This is a genomic window from Nocardia sp. NPDC023852, from assembly GCF_040639505.1.
In the GTDB taxonomy this organism is placed as follows: Bacteria; Actinomycetota; Actinomycetes; order Mycobacteriales; family Mycobacteriaceae; genus Nocardia.
The window spans coordinates 414,212-431,461 of sequence record NZ_JBFAAB010000001.1 but is presented as its reverse complement, the minus strand read 5'-3'; the positions used below and the strand labels follow the sequence as shown (position 1 = coordinate 431,461).

Below are 17,250 nucleotides of genomic sequence, written 5' to 3'. Positions count from 1 at the left end.
CGCACTGCTCTCGGCGAGAAACCGGAGGGCTCACAGACATTGACCAAGACCGCATCCTTACTAATTTCGGCACTGACGGGTGTCTCGGCCTTGCTCTTGACGGCAGGTACCCCCGCCATCGCCAATCCAAACGCGATCAATCCGATTCCCGTGCTCAACGGCACCAATGGGTTGCCGAATCTGGTCGGCCGCAGCAGAGCGGTCTTCCAGGTGACCGGCATGGCCAGTCCGAACAACACCCAGGACTACAACGTGCTCGGCACCGATCTCGGCATCATGTGGGACAACGGGCATGGCGAAATGCTCACCGCTTTCGGTGACAGCGCCGGCATCGGTTTCCCGAACCTGCTCGCGGGCAGCGCATGGGCGTGGCGCAGCAATATCCTGGTCCGCAGCCACACCCAGGATCCGGCCAAAGGCATCTTCTTCGACAGCGTGGTCCGCGATGTGTTCGGCCAGGCTCGCGACCTGATACCCAGCCCGAAGATTCCATTCCTGGAGATCAGCCGGATCCCCACCGCGGGAATCTCGGTCAACGGCGTGCAGTACATGAGCATGATGTCGGTGAAGAACTGGGACGACGTCGGCCAGTGGAGCACCAACTTCTCCGGCCTGGCCGCCTCCGGGGACAACGGCGAGACCTGGGCCGACCTGTCGGCCACGCGACGACCGAACGAAGGCGCGAACGCGAATTTCCAGATGAACGCCTTCCTGAAGGACGGCGGGTACGTCTACGAATACGGCACCCGCCCCGGGCGCAACCATGCCGCCTACATCGCCCGTGTCCGCGAGACCGACATCGAGAACCTCCGCGAATACGAATACTGGGATGGCCGGGGCTGGCGAAAGAACGACGTGAACGCTGCGGTGCCGATCATGTGGGGCGTCGGTGAGCTGTCGGTGAGCTACAACTCCTATCTCGGACAATTCGTCTCGCTTACCACCGATCCCTTCAATTCCGTGGTTATGCGCCGCGCGTCCTCGCCGGTGGGTCCGTGGAGTGATCCCGAAGTACTGATCGATACCAGGGAATTGCCGACCGCGTACGCGCCATCGATTTTCCCGTACCAAACCGGGCGCGATCTGTACTTCCTCACCACCGTGCACAGCCAGTACAACGTCGTTTTGATGCGCACCACGCTGTAGCGTCCGAGACTCTCCCGGTCTGGACAGGCGACGCACAGGCAAACTACGGGCATCCACCTGAGGTGGCCCACCGCGCGAGCATCGTCGGGAGGATTCGCAGGCATCGGCCTGAGCGGGCCGGAAGCGGGTCAGGTGCCAATAAACTCGGGATCATGGATGCGGCGGATTGGGACGAGCGTTACGCGCAAACGGAATTGGTCTGGGGCGCACCGCCGAACAGCACCGTGGTCGAGCACGTCTACGGGTTGGAGCGGCGGACGCCGGGACGCACCGCCGGCCCCGAAGGCGAACCACCGGAGTTCCCGCGCGCACTCGACCTCGCCTGCGGCGAGGGCCGCAACACCCTTTGGCTCGCGACGCACGGCTGGCAGGTGCACGCCATCGACTATTCCCAGGTCGGGATCGACAAGGGCCGCACCGTGGCGTCGCGACTGTCTCGCTCGGTCCGCGGCCGCATCACCTGGCAGTGCGCGGATGTCACCGACCTGGACGCGGCGGGCATCACCGGCCCGTTCGAGCTGGTCCTGATGGTCTTCCTGCACCTGCCCGCCGAGCAGCGCCGCGCGGTGGTTCGCCGGGCAGCCGACCTGCTCGCTCCGGAAGGCACCTTGCTCGTCCTCGGCCACGACACCACGAACCTGACCGACGGTTTCGGCGGCCCACAGGACCCGGGCATCCTCTTCACCCCCGACGATATCGTCGCCGACCTCGGCCCCGCGGCCGCCGCCCACCGCATCCGAATCCGCATCGCGGACCGAGTCTTCCGCCCGACCGAAACGCGCGACGCCATCGACGCCCTCGTCATCGCCACGCGCCCCACCGACTGATCTTCGACGAGCGGGCCGTGGAGACCCTTCTTTCACGATGCCGCGGCCATGGGTCACTCGTAGGGTCAGCACCAGCGAGCGAGCCAGGGGGTGACGGTGTCGGCGATGAGGTCGAAGCCGGCGCGGAAGGCGTGCGACTGGCCGGGGATGACACGGACTTCGGCGGCGTCGGCGGGGTCGGGGATGCCGAAGGGGTCGCTGGCGCCGTTGATGACCACTACCTCGATGCTGCCGGCAGCGAGGAGTTCCTCGCGGCGGGATTTCTCCGGTTTCCCGGGTGGATGCAGGGGGAATGAGAGCGCGAGCACGCCGCGTGCGCGGGCTGCGACGGCCGTGCGACAGGCGACCCTGGCTCCGTTGCTGCGCCCGCCCTGGATCACCGGGATGCGCTTGCGGCCGCGCAGGTGGGCGACGATTTCGAGCCACGCCTGGTCCTGAATGACTACCGAACCGGGCGCACGACGACCAGCGACCCGATACGGTTGCACAACCCTGGCGACGGCGCCGCCCAGCCGCAGCGCCGAATCACGGACGATGAGAAGATCTTTCGCATCGACTCCGCCCCCGGAACCGTGCGTGAGCAGCAGCAGGAACGCGGGCTTGCGGGGCTGGTCGAGCTCGATCTCAGCCGGTCCGGCACTCGTCTCGATTCGCACACCACACGGTAAACCCGCCCGAGCCCGGCTCGGCCCCCGCATAGCACGAGCCTGACGAGCGCCGTTCGCACACCAACTGTTTTTCACGTCACATTGCGCCGTCGAGCCTTTGCCACCCCATTACCGGCCGGTAATATGGCCATAAGTTACCCGCGGGTAGTATGCGGAAAACCGGCACGACTACCCCGGTGGAGCGAACAACGGGCGGGAACCGCAACAAACCGACCGCACCCGAACTCAACGGAGAGAGTACTGAGATGGGTCACTACAAGAGCAACGTCCGCGACCTGGAGTTCAACCTCTTCGAGGTCCTGGGCCTCGGTTCCATCCTGGACAGCGGCGCCTATGGCGACCTCGACACGGACACCGTCAAAGAAATGCTCAACGAGGTGCGGCGCCTCGCCGAGGGCCCGCTCGGTGAATCGTTCGCCGACGCCGACCGTAATCCGCCGGTCTTCGACCCCGCGACCCACACGGTCACACTGCCCGAGTCCTTCAAGAAGAGCTACCGCACCATCCAGGACGGCGGCTGGGACCGGCTGGGCATCGCCGAGGAACTCGGCGGCATGCCGGTTCCGCGCGCAGCCTACTGGGCCATCGCCGAGCTGATCCTGGGCGCGCAGCCCGCCGCCTTCATGTACGCCGCGGGCGCCGGCTTCGCGAACATCTTCTACAACAACGCCACCGAAGAGCAGAAAGGCTGGGCGAAGATCGCCGCCGACCAGGGCTGGGGCGCCACCATGGTGCTGACCGAGCCCGATGCCGGTTCGGACGTCGGCGCCGGCCGCACCAAGGCCATCAAGCAGGAAGACGGCTCCTGGCACATCGAGGGTGTGAAGCGGTTCATCACCTCAGGCGACGCCGACGACCTGTTCCCGAACATCATGCACTTGGTACTGGCGCGCCCCGAAGGCGCAGGCCCTGGCACCAAGGGCCTCTCGCTGTTCTTCGTGCCCAAGTTCCACTTCGACTACGAGACCGGCGAGCTGGGCGAGCGCAACGGCGTCTTCGTCACCAACGTCGAGCACAAGATGGGCCTGAAGGTCTCGGCCACCTGTGAAGTCACCTTCGGCGGCCACGGGATCCCGGCGAAGGGCTGGCTGGTCGGTGAGGTACACAACGGCATCGCACAGATGTTCGACGTCATCGAGCACGCGCGCATGATGGTGGGCACCAAGGCCATCGCGACTCTGTCGACCGGCTACCTGAACGCCCGCGACTACGCCAAGGAGCGCGTCCAGGGCGCCGACCTGACCCAGATGACCGACAAGGCCGCGCCCCGCGTGACCATCACCCGGCACCCGGACGTGCGTCGTTCGCTGGCCACCCAGAAGGCATACGCCGAGGGCCTGCGCGCCGTGTACCTGTACACCGCCGCCCACCAGAACGCCGATATAGCGCAGCACGTCTCGGGCGCCGACGCAGATCTGGCCGCGCGAGTGAACGACCTGTTGCTGCCGATCGTCAAGGGCGTCGGTTCCGAACGGGCCTACCAATACCTGACCGAGTCGCTACAGACCCTCGGCGGTTCCGGCTTCCTGCAGGATTACCCGATCGAGCAGTACATCCGGGACGCGAAGATCGACTCGCTGTACGAGGGCACCACCGCCATCCAGGCGCAGGACTTCTTCTTCCGCAAAATCGCCCGTGACCGCGGTGTGGCGCTGGCCCATGTGCTCGGCCAGGTGCAGAAATTCATCGACTCCGAGGCGGGCAACGGCCGCCTGAAGGGCGAGCGCAAGCTGCTGACCACCGCGCTGGAGGACATGCAGGCCATGGCCGCCACGCTCACCGGCTACCTGATGGGCGCTCAGGAGCAGCAGGCCGAGCTGTACAAGGTCGGCCTCGGTTCCGTGCGGTTCCTGCTCGCGGTCGGCGACCTGCTCATCGGCTGGCAGCTGCTGCGCCAGGCCGAGATCGCCATCGCGGCGCTCGACGGTGCTGTCTCGACCGACCTGCAAGCAGTCGGCAGCGGTGCTGTCTCGACCGACCTGCAAGCAGTCGCCAGCGGTGCCGTTTCGGTTGCCGACAAGGCGTTCTACCAGGGTAAGATCGCGGTAGCGCAGTTCTTCGCGCGCAACATCCTGCCCGAGCTGACCGCCACTCGCTCCGTGCTGTCCACCCTGGACAACGACATCATGGAGCTGGACGAAGCCGCCTTCTGACGGTTCGTTCGGTTCGCACAACCCGCATACGACACAACGGCCCGGAGATTTCTTGGGTTCACACGGTCGTCGCAACACTCTCGATTGAGAGGTTGCGACGACCGTGTCGTTTTCGGGCCGTTGTCGTGTCGCGGCCGGCCCGAGCAATCGCCCGAACGACCGGGATCGCCCGCCGATATACGGGACATAGTGGCAGCGAGCAGGCACAATGTCGGGGCCGACCGCGCCAGAGAAGGGACTGTCCGGATGACTCGATCGCTGTCCGCACTCGCCAGAGCCGGCGCGCTCGCCGCGGTCCTCTCGCTCGCCGTGGCAGCGCCCGCCATGGCCGACCCGAACAACGTCATGCCGATCCCGGCGCTCAACGGCATCCACGGCCTGCCCGAACTCCCCGGCCCGACGAAGGCCGTGTACCAGGTGACCGGCATGGACAGCCCGAACCGGACCCAGAACGTCAACGTGCTCGGCACCGACCTCGGCATCATGTGGGACGACGGCAGCGGCCGGATGATCACCGCCTTCGGCGACAGCGCCGGTCTGGGCTTCCCCAACTTCCTCGCGGGCAGCATCTGGGCCTGGACCAGCAATGTGCTGTTCCGCAGCTCCGACCACAATCCGTCCGACGGAATCGTGTTCGACAATGTCGTGCCGAATCCCTTGCCGAGCCCCAAGATCCCTGGCATCGAAATCAGTTTCATCCCGACCGCGGGCATTTCGGTACGTGGCGTCCAGTACATGAGCCTGATGTCGGTCCGGGAATGGGGCGACAACGGCAAATGGAACACCAACTTCTCCACCCTCGCCGCCTCCCGCGACGGTGGCGCCACCTGGTCTCAGCTCGCCACAACCCGCCGCGCCAACGTCGACGGCCACGAGAAGTTCCAGCAGAATGCCTTTGTGAAGGCGGGCGGCTACGCCTACCGCTACGGCACACCCGCCGGGCGCAACAACCCAGGATTCGTTTCCCGCGCCATAGAATCCGACATCGCCGACATCGACGCCTACGAGTACTGGGATGGTCGCGCGTGGAAACCCGGCGACGCCAAGACCGCGGCCCCCATCGTCGGAGGCGTCGGTGAAATCTCGGTCATGTGGAACGACTACCTCGGCCAGTTCGTCATGCTGACCACCGACCCAGCCAACAGCGTCGTCATGCGCACCGCCCCCGCCCCCGAGGGGCCGTGGAGCGAGCCCCGCGTCCTCATCGACGCCCGCGCCCTACCCACCGCCTACGCGCCGATGATCTTCCCGTACCAAACGGGCAGCGATCTCTACTTCATGGTCACCCAGCACACCCAATACAACGTGCTGCTGATGCGAACGCCACTCTGATCCTGTTCGCCGGAGCTCATTCGCATTTCACCACTGGCACCGGGTCGTATTTGACCGTGCGGACTTTGCGGGAGACTTCGCGTCCCGTCTTGCGGTCGGTGATGATGCGGGTGTCGGAGACGGTGAAGCCCGGGGCACCCTCGGTGGCGATGCAGTCCTTACCCTTGGGGAGGGTAACGGTGGTGGGCTCGGTCGGCTTGGCGCGCTCCCCGGTGACGGATTCGACATCGACCGTCTTGGTGCCCCACAGCCGGACGGTGACCTCCGAGTCGGTGGTGAAAGCCTCGATGTAGACACCGGTAGCGGTGTTGTTGCGGAATTTCAGGTCGATCGCGCCGTCGAAGACGGTGGCCTCGCGAGCCGCCGGATAGCGGGAGATGTAGTAGCTGTGCTCGGTGTGGCCCCCGTCCTCCAGCCCGGCGAAGTACGCGGCGTTGTAGAGCGTGGTGGCGAACTGGCTGATGCCTCCGCCGACCGCGGTGCTCGGGCGGCCGTGGTCGATGATGCCGGACTCGACGTATCCCTCGGCCGTGCCACGCGGACCGGTGAAGTCGTTGAGCGAGAACGTATCCCCCGGCTTCACGATCGCACCGTTGACCTTCCTGGCCACCGTGCGGATGTTGACGCCGGAGGGGCCGCTGAAGCCGCTGGTGGTGAACGAACCCATGGTCTCGACGACGCCGAGGCCATGGGCCGCGTCGGTAGTCAGCTTCGGTTCGACCCGCTCGTAGACCGCCTGCCCCGTCCGCTCGCCCGGCGCGACCAGCAGCGCGGTGAACTGCTCTAACGTCTTGGGCCAGTTGACCTTGTCGCCGACAACGGCGGGAACGACCGTCGCCTTGCCGCCGGAGAGCGCGAACGTCGCGTCCTTCGGCTCGACTTCGGAGGGTGTGAGCTGCGGCGCCAGCAGTCCGATGGCGGCATCGTGGTTGACGGTCACGGTGAGACCGCCCTGCCCGTCCGGCCCGAAGGTCAGCACCGAAGCGGTCTGCTCCGGCTCGAGCCTGGCCGCCGCGCCCTTGCCGGCGAACGTGATCGGCGCCTGCACGGCGGGCTGGGCGATCTCGCGCAGCGCACGGTCGACCGCCTCGGGACGCACGTTCAGCGGCGCGGGTACGACCGGGAGATCCAGCGGTGCACCGGTGATCCAGTTGTCGACCAGCGCCGCACGTGCGGCGGCGATGTCGAGCACCCGTCCAGGAACCGGTGGCACCGCCACGGGTCTGTCTTTGTCGAAGCGGATGGTGCCCTCGACCGACGGGCGGTCATATACCCGCAGCTCGGTCAGCTGGCGGTCCAGGGCGGGATCGTCGATCTTGCTGTCGATCGCGACATCGCGGGTGGTGAAGAAGGAGGTGAGCCTCGTGATCGGGTTGAGCGGCTGCGTACCGATCCGCGACCAGGTACCGTCCCAATCGACTGCGAGCCCCACGGCACTGGGTACGAGACGGGTCTGCACGTCACCGATGCGCAACGGCAGTTCCCTGCCGGATCTGGGTTCGAGCTCGGCGCGCAGCGCGGCATCGGCCGCGGACTTGTCCATACCGCCGACGTCCACGCCGGCGACAACCGTGCCGCGCGGCACGTCACCCGAGGACAGCACCCAGTCCACCGCATACCCGAGGCCGGCCACCGCGAGCACAGCGCCGACCGCGATGCCCGCCCGGCGTACTACAGCGATGGTGGGACGCTTGGGTGGGGGGCTGGCGAGCGGACGGCGTCCGGGTGCACGGCGGGGAGCGGGCGGCACGGGCCGTCGACCGGCTTGCAGGGGCTGGGTCGGCGCCGAACCTCCATCCCATTCGACCGATTGGTCCGATTCGTGGGATGGGTCCGGCCCGAGGAACTGACGTAGGCCGACGTCACCACCCGATTGTGGGCCGCGGGGTCCGATGCTCGGCTGGCTCGTCACGAACCGTCCTCCCCATTCGATCGAATTGGAAACTCGCACAACGCAAGTCCCCGCCAACGATAGTGGCCCTGGCCGACAACGTCAGCGAGCGGAATCTGCAGCAAACCCCGCGCAAAGAACCGGGACAACATGCGAAGCGGCTCCGCACAGTTGCCGGGTCGGGGGTCTGGCAACTGCGCGAAGCCAACCTGTTTATCCGACAGCGGGCAGCGGGCGTTACAACATGTCCTGCGAATTGTGATCCGACCCACGCGGGACAATCGACCACGACCTCTCGCCACAAGAGTTCGCCACATTACGAGGGAGATGGATGGCATGCAGCTGGGAATGATCGGCCTGGGCCGGATGGGCGCCAATATCGTGCGCCGCATCGTCGAGGACGGACACACCGCCGTCGGCTACGAACGTCGCCCCAAAAACATCGACGACCTGCGCGAAGAGCTGGGTGACAGCTTCCAGGGCTGCACCGAGCTCGCCGATTTCGTGAGCAAGCTGCAGACACCGCGCGTGGTGTGGGTGATGATCCCCGCAGGCGCGACCGGCGCGGTGATCGACCAGATAGCCGAACTGCTCGAGCCCGGCGACATCATCATCGACGGCGGCAACAGCCGCTACCACGAGGACCTCGAGCGCGCCGCGCGGCTGAAGCCCAAGGGCATCCACTACCTGGACATCGGCACCTCAGGTGGCGTGTTCGGCCGGACAAGGGGCTACTGCCTCATGATCGGCGGCGAGGCCGAGCAGGTGACGTACCTGGACCCGCTGCTGAAGTCCATCGCGCCCGGCCTGGACGCGGCCGAGCGCACGCCGGGACGCACCGGTGAACCCTCCACCGCCGAGCAGGGTTACCTCCACTGCGGGCCCGCGGGCGCTGGGCACTTCGTGAAGATGGTGCACAACGGCATCGAGTACGGCGCGATGGCCGCCTACGCCGAGGGTCTCAACATCTTGCACAAGGCAAACTACGGCGCCGCGCACGCGGGCGAGTTCTCCGCGGAGGAGACGCCACTGGAACACCCCGAGCACTACCAGTACGACATCGACGTGCCCGAGGTCACCGAGGTGTGGCGGCGCGGGTCGGTGGTCGCCTCGTGGTTGCTGGACCTCACTGCGGCCGCACTGCACGCCGACCCGAGCCTGGAGTCGTACGGCGGCCGGGTGTCGGATTCCGGCGAGGGACGCTGGACGGTCGACGCGGCGATCGACACCGGCGTGCCCGCGCCGGTGCTGTCGGCCGCCTTGTTCGCGCGGTTCTCCTCGCGAGGCGAGTCGCTGTACGCGGACAAGGTGCTCTCGGCGATGCGCCTGGCGTTCGGCGGACACAACGAGTTGCCCGGGAAGTAAGCGGCAACGAACGTGACCCCGACCGGAACTTCCGATCCGGGGCACGTTCGTTGTGCGGGCGCTACCGCTCGACGATGGCGACCACGCCCTGGCCACCCGCGGCACAGATGGAGATCAGTGCACGGCCGGATCCCCTCTCCGCCAGGAGCTTCGCGGTGGAGGCGACGATGCGGCCGCCGGTCGCGGCGAACGGGTGACCCGCCGCCAGCGACGAACCGTTGACGTTGAGCTTGCTGCGATCGATCGAGCCGAGCGCGCCATCCAGGCCGAGCCGCTCCTTGCAGTACGCGTCGGACTCCCACGCGGCCAGCGTGGCCAGCACCACGGAAGCGAACGCCTCGTGGATCTCGTAGTAGTCGAAGTCCTGCAGGGTGAGTCCGTTACGGGCGAGCAGCCGCGGCACCGCGTAGGTCGGCGCCATCAGCAGGCCGTCGGGGCCGTGGATGTAGTCGACCGCGGCGACCTCGCTGTCGACCAGGTGAGCCAGTACCGGAAGGGTATGCTCGGCGGCCCACTCCTCGCTGGACAGCAGCACCGCGGAAGCGCCGTCGGTGAGCGGGGTGGAGTTGCCCGCGGTCATGGTCGCGTCGCCCGCCTTGACCCCGAAGACCGGCTTCAGGGTGGCCAGCTTCTCGACCGAGGAGTTCGGGCGCAGATTGTCGTCGCGGGTCAGCCCGAGGAACGGGGTGATCAGGTCGTCGAAGAAGCCGCGATCATAGGCGGCGGCCATGTTCTTGTGCGAGAGGTAGGCCAGCTCGTCCTGCGCCTCGCGGGGAATGCCGAATTCCTTGGCCGTGATGGCGGCGTGCTCACCCATGGACAGACCGGTGCGCGGCTCGGCGTTGCGCGGTATCTCGATGCCGAGCATGCTCGGGCGCAGCTGGCCGACCAGCTTGAGGCGGTCCTTGTTGCTCTTGGCGCGGTTGGCGTCGAGCAACCACTCGCGCAGGGCATCACTTACTCCGATCGGTGCGTCGGACGTGGTGTCGGTGCCGCCGCCCACGCCGGCCTCGATGCGACTCGCGGCGATCGCGTCACCGACGGTGACGATCGCCTGCAGTCCGGTGCCGCAGGCCAGCTGCAGATCGTGCGCCGGGGTGTAGGGGCTGAGTTTGCTGCCGAGCACGCTCTCGCGAATCAGGCCGTGCTCCCCGACCCGCTTCAGGACCGCACCGCCGACAACCATGCCGAGCCGCTCACCCTGCAGGCCGAAGCGGCTGACGAGGCCGTCCAGCGCGGCGGTGAACATGTCCTGATTGGAGGCATGCGCGTACGCCCTGTCGGAGCGAGCGAACGGAATCCGGTTGCCGCCCACGATCGCGACCGGACGGCTGGTCTTACCGGTGTTGGTGGTGCTCTTCGCCGAACGAGCTTTGCTGGTCACTCGAGTCTCCAAGGTCTCGTGGATGGCCCGGCGGCCCGGCGTCGGCGTGGAGGGTCCACGCAGATCGGCGCCCCGCCATGGTTGTTTACATTAAACTTACTCTGGAGTAAGTTTGTTGTCGATACTGTACCCCGCAAAAGTGCGCCAGCAGACCGCGCCGGGGCGACCCCAGACCGAGAGACAGAACTCAGAAAAGGTAGGAATAGTGGCAGCCAGCAAAAGCAAGGGTGCTCCCAACCTCTACGGATCGTTCGTACAGTCCGCCCCCGGCGCGTTCCTGGCCGACAAGCTCGGCCTGCCGCAGCCGGAGAACCTGCGTCGCTACGTCAAGGGCCAGCCGCCGCTGCCCGGTCCGGTGCTGATCGGCGGCAAGGGCCGCGTCGCCGAGCCGGTCCGCGCTCTACTGCCGGACTACGCCTTCGCCGACGCGCCGAGTACCGGCACCAAGTACGGCGCCCTGGTGTTCGACGCCACCGGCATCGGCTCGATCGAGGACCTCTCGCAGCTGTTCGAGTTCTTCCAGCCCGCCATGCGCAGTGTCACACCGTCCGGGCGGATCGTGGTCATCGGCACCACTCCTGAACTGACATCGAGCGTGGACGAACAGATCGCACAGCGCGCGCTCGAGGGCTTCACCCGCTCGGTCGGCAAGGAGCTGCGGCGCGGCGCGACCGCTCAGCTGGTGTACCTGCACCCGGAGGCGTCGGCTGCCGCCACCGGCCTGGAGTCGACCCTGCGCTTCCTGCTCTCGGCCAAGTCGGCGTTCGTCGACGGCCAGGTCATCCGGGTCGGAAAGGACGACGCGTCCGCCCCGGCCAGCTGGGATCGCCCGCTGGACGGCAAGGTCGCCGTGGTCACCGGTGCGGCCCGCGGCATCGGCGCCACCATCGCCGAGGTATTCGCCCGCGACGGCGCGCAAGTGATCGTCGCCGACATTCCGGCGGCGGGTGAGGCGCTGTCACAGACCGCCAACAAGGTCGGCGGCACCGCCCTCGCGCTCGACGTCACCGCCCCCGACGCCGCCGAGAAGCTGGCCGAGTTCGCCACCGAGCGGTTCGGCGGCATCGACATCGTCGTGCACAACGCGGGCATCACCCGTGACAAGCTGCTGGCGAACATGGACGAGGGCCGCTGGAACTCGGTCATCGACGTGAATCTCGCGGCACCGCACCGGATCACCGAGGGCCTGGTGGCCAGGGGCGCGCTGAAGGAGGGCGGTCGCGTGATCGACGTGTCCTCGATCGCGGGCATCGCGGGCAACCGCGGCCAGACCAACTACGGCGCCTCCAAGGCAGGCGTCATCGGCATGGTCGACGCGGAGGCGCCGAAGCTGGCGGAGAAGGGCATCACCATCAACGCCGTCGCGCCCGGTTTCATCGAGACCGCGATGACCGCCGCCATCCCGCTTGCCACCCGGGAGGCGGGCCGGCTGATGAGTTCGCTGCTACAGGGCGGCCAGACCATCGACGTCGCCGAGACCATCGCGTACTTCGCGAGCCCGGCCTCGAACGCGGTCAGCGGCAACATCGTTCGAGTCTGTGGGCAGAGCCTGATCGGGGCATGATGACGCAAACGATCTCGCTGACCGAACCGCCGAAGAACAGCAGTCTGTTCGTCAAAGCCGCGCTCGGCGCGGTGCCGGTGCCGCTGGTATCGGCGCGCAAGTCGACGGTGCCGGACCGCGCTGTCCAACTCGACGGGCTGCGCGTGGATCCGGATCACCTGGCCGCCTACTGCCGGGCGACCGGTTTGCGGTTCGGCGACGCGCTGCCGCTCACCTATCCGTTCATCCTCACCTTCCCACTGGCTATGCAGCTGGTAGTTGCGCGGGACTTCCCGTTCGTCGCGGTGGGCGCGGTACACGCGCAGAACCTGATCGCGCGCTCCCGCGAAATCTCGGTGAGCGAGCCGCTGGACATCCGCACGCACGTCGAGAACCTGCGCGAGCACCCCAAAGGCCTGCTCGTCGACGCGATCAGCGACGTGAAGGTGGGACGAGAGCTGGTATGGCACCAGGTCACCACGTTCCTGCACCAGCAGCGAACATCGCTGTCGGGCGGCCCGAAGCCGGAGCCCAAGCCGGACGAGGTCCCACCGCCGCCGTTGCGCACGCTTCGAGTGGACCAGAAGACGATCACCCGGTACGCGGCCGCGTCCGGTGACCACAATCCGATCCACACCTCCGCATTGGGCGCAAAGGCATTCGGCTTTTCCAAGACGATCGCGCACGGCATGTGGTCGGCGGCGACCGTCCTCGGCGCCATCGAAGGCCGCATCCCGGAAACGACTACCTACGAAGTCAAGTTCGGCAAGCCGATACTGCTGCCCTCCACCGTGAACCTGTACGCCGACCAGGCCGACGGCGGTTGGGATCTGGCACTGCGCCACCCGAAGAAGGGGTACCCGCACCTGGCGGCGACCCTGCGCTGAGCGAAACCGATCACCGGAGCCGTATGCCGATTCGCGTGAATCGGCATACGGCTCCGGTCATTTCCGTGCCCGGCCGGAATACGGGCAATCGGATCAGCAGTCACAGCCGCAGTCGCAGCAATCGCAATCACAGCAGCTACAGCCATCACCGCAGCAGCTACAGCAATCGCCGCAGCCGCCATCGCACTCGCAGTCCTTGATCCAGGCGTCTCTGCGTTCACCGGTGCAGGGCTGGGTGTGGTCGGCGCAGCAGGCGTAACCAGTGCAGTAGGCGCCGAGGATGAGCGCGAGGGATTCACCGACACCTGGCCGGCGGGTCGGTGGGCGATGACCGGTGCCGCGGGCGTGCGCATGCGGCAGACCGGCGGTGTCGCGTGCGGCCGAGCAGGTGTGCGCGACGACCGTCCCGATACCGCCGCCGAGTCGTCGCAGCACCGAAGTCAGCGGATCGAGCAGCATCCAGCGCACGGTGGGCACTCGGCTGAGCTCGGCCGCCGCGATCGCCGCCCGCAGGCTCGAATTCGATTGCCGCAGCAGGTCGTAGGCTTCGGGCACCGTGGTTCCGGTAGCCGCGAGCGGGTTGAAGTGGTTCCGCGCGAGATCGTCGTCATAGTCAGCGATGGCGTCGGCCAGATGTGCGATCCGGCCGAACTGCCAGCCCGCTTCGCGGAGCGCGTCAGCGTTATCCGGACGGTCGGCCAGCACGGCGGTGTGGGCGAAGAACTCCGACGCGCACAGTTGGGTGGGCGCGGTCAGCCGGGTCAGAGGGGCGGCTGACGGCGCCATTGCCGAACGCCAATGAGCTGACGCGGCAAGCGATTCCGGCATAAACCCAGTGGATTCACTCGAATCACGGACGGCGGCTCGGCCTTTCGTGGCTTGCTCCAGGTGCACTTGGGTGCCGAGCGCGGCGACCAGCGGTGCGACGTCGAGACCGATCCGCACGGCGCCTGCGCGCGCTTCCTCAGCCCAACGGGTCGCCGCTTTGGCCAGCGGCCTGCGAGTGAGCACGGCGACGTCCCCATCGTCCACGTGGTCGCGAATCTTCGCTGCCGCCAACAGCAACGAGGCGGTGGTCGCGAGCTGGACGCCAGGAGAGTCCGCGGTCGCCACCGACGCGCGTCGCATCCCGCGCAGCGGGCAGGGCGCGGCGGTGGTGCGTGCCATCGAGCCGGACTGCGCCTCGGTGAGCATGCTCAACACGAGCGCGTCCTTGTTGGTGGTGGCACGGGCGAGCTGACCGTGCCCGTCCCGCAGCCCGAGACACAACCCGCACAGATGCGTGCGCCACTCGTCCGCGTCGATTCCATACTTCTGAGCACCGTGCGCACACGGCCTGAGCAACCCGAACACTTCCGCCCCGTTTCTCCCGGCTCGCTCGAATGAGCCGGTCCGCGTTTCTGAACTCCAGAACTCTGGCAGGCTGTCGGCCCAGTGGCAACTGGTGCGTTCGCCAACGGAGCGGCGTGCGGACTACTCGGTCTTCTTCCGGCCGGCCAGACCACGCCAGGCCAGGTCGTCGAGGAGGTCGACGGCCTCCGCGACCTCGATGCGGCCGCTGGACAAGCGGTCGGCGATCGCCTCACCCGCGCCGATCACGGCGACCGCGACAACGTCGAAGTTCGTACCCGGCTCCGCATGCTTGGCACTGGACTCGAGCAGCTTGGCGGTCAGCTCGATGACGCGCTCGCGAGCGTTTTCGATCTCCGACGCGAACGCTTGCTGGCCGATGGCCTGACGGTAGAGCACCTGCCAGGAGCGGCGATTGCGGTCGACGAAGCCGAGGAACCCCTCCAGTGCGGTGCGGACCTGCTCGTGCGGCGACAACAAGGGGTTGCCCGCGGGCGCGACGGACTCGATGAACCGTAGCCCCTCGCGCTGGATGCACGCACGGAAGAGTTCGTCCTTGGAGCCGTAGTAGAGGTACAGCATCGGTTTCGAAATCTTCGCCTCGGCGGCGATCGCGTCCATCGACGTGTCGTGGAAGCCTTTACGCGAGAAAACCTCCACGGCGGCGTCGAGCATCTGCTGCTCACGAACCGCCCGTGGGAGTCGCTTCGTTCCGCCCGCCATCCACACTCCTACCACATGGTGAATCTCATATATTACTCCAAGGTAAGTTCCAGGGGTTCGATTTGTTCCCCCACCCGGCTTCGACGGGCGGCGCGCGTCAGCAGCGCGGCAGCGCACCCTTGAAAGTGGCCGTGCGCAGCACCGAGGCATCCACCTGCGCCATGGACAAGCGCCCACTCGATACGGCCTGTTCCAGCCGGTCGAGCACCTGGGGCACCGCGTCGGTGGTGATCCACAGGGCGTTGTCGGCACCGGCGAGCAGTGCGGCCTCGACCGCGTCCTCGATCGACATCCGGCTACTGATCGCGGCCATGCCGCCCAGGTCGTCGGTGAAGATCGGTCCCTGGAAGGGTGCGGCGCCGTAACCCCTGCCTTCCCGCAGCAGCGCCATCGCCTGCGGGCTGATGCTGGCCGGAACGTTCGGAGTGGTCAGGCCCGGCACGTCCAGGTGGCCGACCATCACGGCCGCGCCCGAGCCGATCAGGTCGCGAAACGGCACGAGGTCGACGGTCTGCATCGCGTCCAGCGGCGGGGTACGGACCGCGCCGGTGTGCGAGTCACCGGAGCCGGAGCCGTGCCCAGGGAAGTGCTTCATCACCGTGCCGACACCGACCTCGCGCATCGCGCGGATGTAGGCGTCCGCGTAGCGGGTGACCACGGCAGGCTCGTCGGAGAAGGAGCGGTCACCGATCACCGCGTCGTCGGGCTGGCTGCTGACGTCGACGTCGGGGGCGAAGTCCACCGTCACGCCGAGGTCCTTCAAGGCCCGACCCCTGGTCAGGGTCGCGTCATAGAACTGCTCGGGGGTCATGGTCTGCGCGGTCACGCGAGCCGACGGCGCGGCCCCGATCAAGTCGCGGACCCGGGAGACGCGGCCGCCCTCTTCGTCGATGGTGACCATCAGCGGCACCTTGGCGGCCTGTTTCACCTGCGCGATCTCACCCGAACCGAGTAGCGCCTGGTCGGTCCAGCCACCGACGAAGATGCCACCGACCTGCTCGGTACGCACAACATCGGTGGCGTCCGCGGCGCCGGTGACGCCGACTGTCAGCAGTTGGGCCAACTTCTCGCGCGTCGTGAACTGCGCGAGATACCCCGCGGCGCAGTCCTGCCGAGCCGGGGACGTGACCGGCACGGCGGCGGCGGTCGTCGCATCCGGTGTGGTAGCCCGCGCCGACGTCGAATCGGTGGAGCTGCCGCCCGAGCACGCGGTCGCGACGGCGGCGAAAACGGCAAGCACGAGCAGAGGCGTCTTCCGCATGGGGATCAACGGTACTCGGGGGGTGATGGGGGAGCCCAGTCGCTACGTCCCTATCGAGACCAAGACCGGCCGCGCGCGAGTTCCACCGCGTATGCGCAGGTCTTCCGTGTGCGCCACTCGGGTTCATGTGGCCTCGCTGCGGGTAATCCCGAGGTGTCGCCGGAGTCTCCCTCAGGAGGTCATCATGCCCTGCGATCTGATGCTCATCGCCTACGACGGTTCGGAGAACGCCAAGCGGGCCATCGAATACGCCGGACGGTTCCTCAGTGCGAATCGGGCGATCGTGCTGACCGCGTGGGAACCGCTGGTGCGCCAGGCCGCACGCCTCTCCGGGCTGTCCGGTGTCATGCAACCGGAATGGGTGCCCGACGACGAGATCGAGGATGTGGCTTACGTCGACGCCCGCGCCACCAACGCCGAAGGTGTGCTGCTGGCCGAGCTCGCGGGCCTGAACGCCGAGGCACGCACCGTCGAATGCACGACGACGATCTGGAACGCCATCGTCGAATGCGCCGACGAGTTGGATGCCGACATCATCGTCGCGGGCACCCGCGGCGCGACCGGTATCCGCGCCTTGCTGCACAGCAGTGTCGCCGACGCCGTCCTCAAGCACTGCCACCGACCCGTCCTTCTCGTCCCCCCCGGCAAAACCGCGTAATCCGCCGACGAGTGGCACGCCTTGGCGAGGTCTCCGGCGTTTGCCACGGGCATGTGCTGCTC

Annotated in this window: 14 protein-coding genes; 8 read left to right on the top strand and 6 right to left on the bottom strand. The window is 67.3% G+C overall.

From position 1 onward, the window contains the following. Window positions 1-39 precede the first annotated feature (39 nt). Together AB0H00_RS01885 and AB0H00_RS01880 are read left to right on the top strand one after the other, a co-directional pair. On the top strand, window positions 40-1,146 hold the full coding sequence (locus AB0H00_RS01885) for a DUF4185 domain-containing protein (protein WP_357259231.1): 1,107 nt from the start codon (window positions 40-42) through the stop codon (window positions 1,144-1,146). 152 nt (window positions 1,147-1,298) lie between these two features. Continuing rightward, window positions 1,299-1,973, top strand: coding sequence for a class I SAM-dependent methyltransferase (locus AB0H00_RS01880; protein ID WP_357259227.1), 675 nt, complete (start codon window positions 1,299-1,301; stop codon window positions 1,971-1,973). Window positions 1,974-2,038: 65 nt separating this feature from the next. On the opposite strand, the gene AB0H00_RS01875 is transcribed toward AB0H00_RS01880, so the two are convergent. Further along, window positions 2,039-2,629, bottom strand: a complete 591-nt coding sequence (locus AB0H00_RS01875) for an alpha/beta family hydrolase (protein WP_357259224.1) — start codon at window positions 2,627-2,629, stop codon at window positions 2,039-2,041. A 257-nt stretch (window positions 2,630-2,886) separates the two neighbouring features. Between AB0H00_RS01875 and AB0H00_RS01870 the strand changes: the two genes are divergently transcribed. Then, on the top strand, window positions 2,887-4,794 hold the full coding sequence (locus AB0H00_RS01870; RefSeq protein ID WP_357259221.1) for an acyl-CoA dehydrogenase: 1,908 nt from the start codon (window positions 2,887-2,889) through the stop codon (window positions 4,792-4,794). Window positions 4,795-5,040: 246 nt separating this feature from the next. Continuing rightward, entirely contained in the window at window positions 5,041-6,126 is a 1,086-nt protein-coding gene (locus AB0H00_RS01865; protein WP_357259218.1) for a DUF4185 domain-containing protein, read from the top strand. Between the two features lie 16 nt (window positions 6,127-6,142). On the opposite strand, the gene AB0H00_RS01860 is transcribed toward AB0H00_RS01865, so the two are convergent. After that, window positions 6,143-8,038, bottom strand: coding sequence for a VanW family protein (locus tag AB0H00_RS01860; RefSeq protein WP_357259215.1), 1,896 nt, complete (start codon window positions 8,036-8,038; stop codon window positions 6,143-6,145). A gap of 315 nt (window positions 8,039-8,353) precedes the next feature. On the opposite strand from AB0H00_RS01860, the gene gnd reads away from it, so the two are divergent. Further along, on the top strand, window positions 8,354-9,382 hold the full coding sequence (gene gnd / locus AB0H00_RS01855) for a phosphogluconate dehydrogenase (NAD(+)-dependent, decarboxylating) (protein WP_357259212.1): 1,029 nt from the start codon (window positions 8,354-8,356) through the stop codon (window positions 9,380-9,382). A gap of 61 nt (window positions 9,383-9,443) precedes the next feature. On the opposite strand, the gene AB0H00_RS01850 is transcribed toward gnd, so the two are convergent. Further along, on the bottom strand, window positions 9,444-10,766 hold the full coding sequence (locus AB0H00_RS01850) for an acetyl-CoA C-acetyltransferase (protein ID WP_357259209.1): 1,323 nt from the start codon (window positions 10,764-10,766) through the stop codon (window positions 9,444-9,446). A 205-nt stretch (window positions 10,767-10,971) separates the two neighbouring features. Here AB0H00_RS01850 and AB0H00_RS01845 point away from each other — a divergent pair, with 205 nt between their 5' ends. Further along, entirely contained in the window at window positions 10,972-12,330 is a 1,359-nt protein-coding gene (locus AB0H00_RS01845) for a 3-oxoacyl-ACP reductase (RefSeq protein WP_357259207.1), read from the top strand. After that, window positions 12,327-13,196: a MaoC/PaaZ C-terminal domain-containing protein gene (locus AB0H00_RS01840; protein ID WP_357259204.1), complete on the top strand. Its 870-nt coding sequence runs from the start codon at window positions 12,327-12,329 to the stop codon at window positions 13,194-13,196. The genes AB0H00_RS01845 and AB0H00_RS01840 overlap by 4 nt, the downstream gene beginning before the upstream one ends. A gap of 93 nt (window positions 13,197-13,289) precedes the next feature. Here AB0H00_RS01840 and AB0H00_RS01835 read toward each other — a convergent pair whose 3' ends face one another. The 3 genes from AB0H00_RS01835 to AB0H00_RS01825 form a co-directional block, all read right to left on the bottom strand. Next, a complete protein-coding gene (locus AB0H00_RS01835; protein ID WP_357259201.1) occupies window positions 13,290-14,549 on the bottom strand; it encodes a DUF5685 family protein in 1,260 nt (419 codons plus the stop codon). Between the two features lie 120 nt (window positions 14,550-14,669). Next, a complete protein-coding gene (locus tag AB0H00_RS01830) occupies window positions 14,670-15,269 on the bottom strand; it encodes a TetR/AcrR family transcriptional regulator (RefSeq protein ID WP_357259198.1) in 600 nt (199 codons plus the stop codon). A 97-nt stretch (window positions 15,270-15,366) separates the two neighbouring features. Next, window positions 15,367-16,530 carry a glycoside hydrolase family 3 N-terminal domain-containing protein gene (locus tag AB0H00_RS01825; protein ID WP_357259195.1) on the bottom strand — a complete coding sequence of 388 codons (1,164 nt, stop codon included), beginning with the start codon at window positions 16,528-16,530 and terminating at the stop codon, window positions 15,367-15,369. Between the two features lie 184 nt (window positions 16,531-16,714). Here AB0H00_RS01825 and AB0H00_RS01820 point away from each other — a divergent pair, with 184 nt between their 5' ends. Then, window positions 16,715-17,188, top strand: a complete 474-nt coding sequence (locus tag AB0H00_RS01820; protein WP_357259192.1) for a universal stress protein — start codon at window positions 16,715-16,717, stop codon at window positions 17,186-17,188. Window positions 17,189-17,250 lie beyond the last annotated feature (62 nt).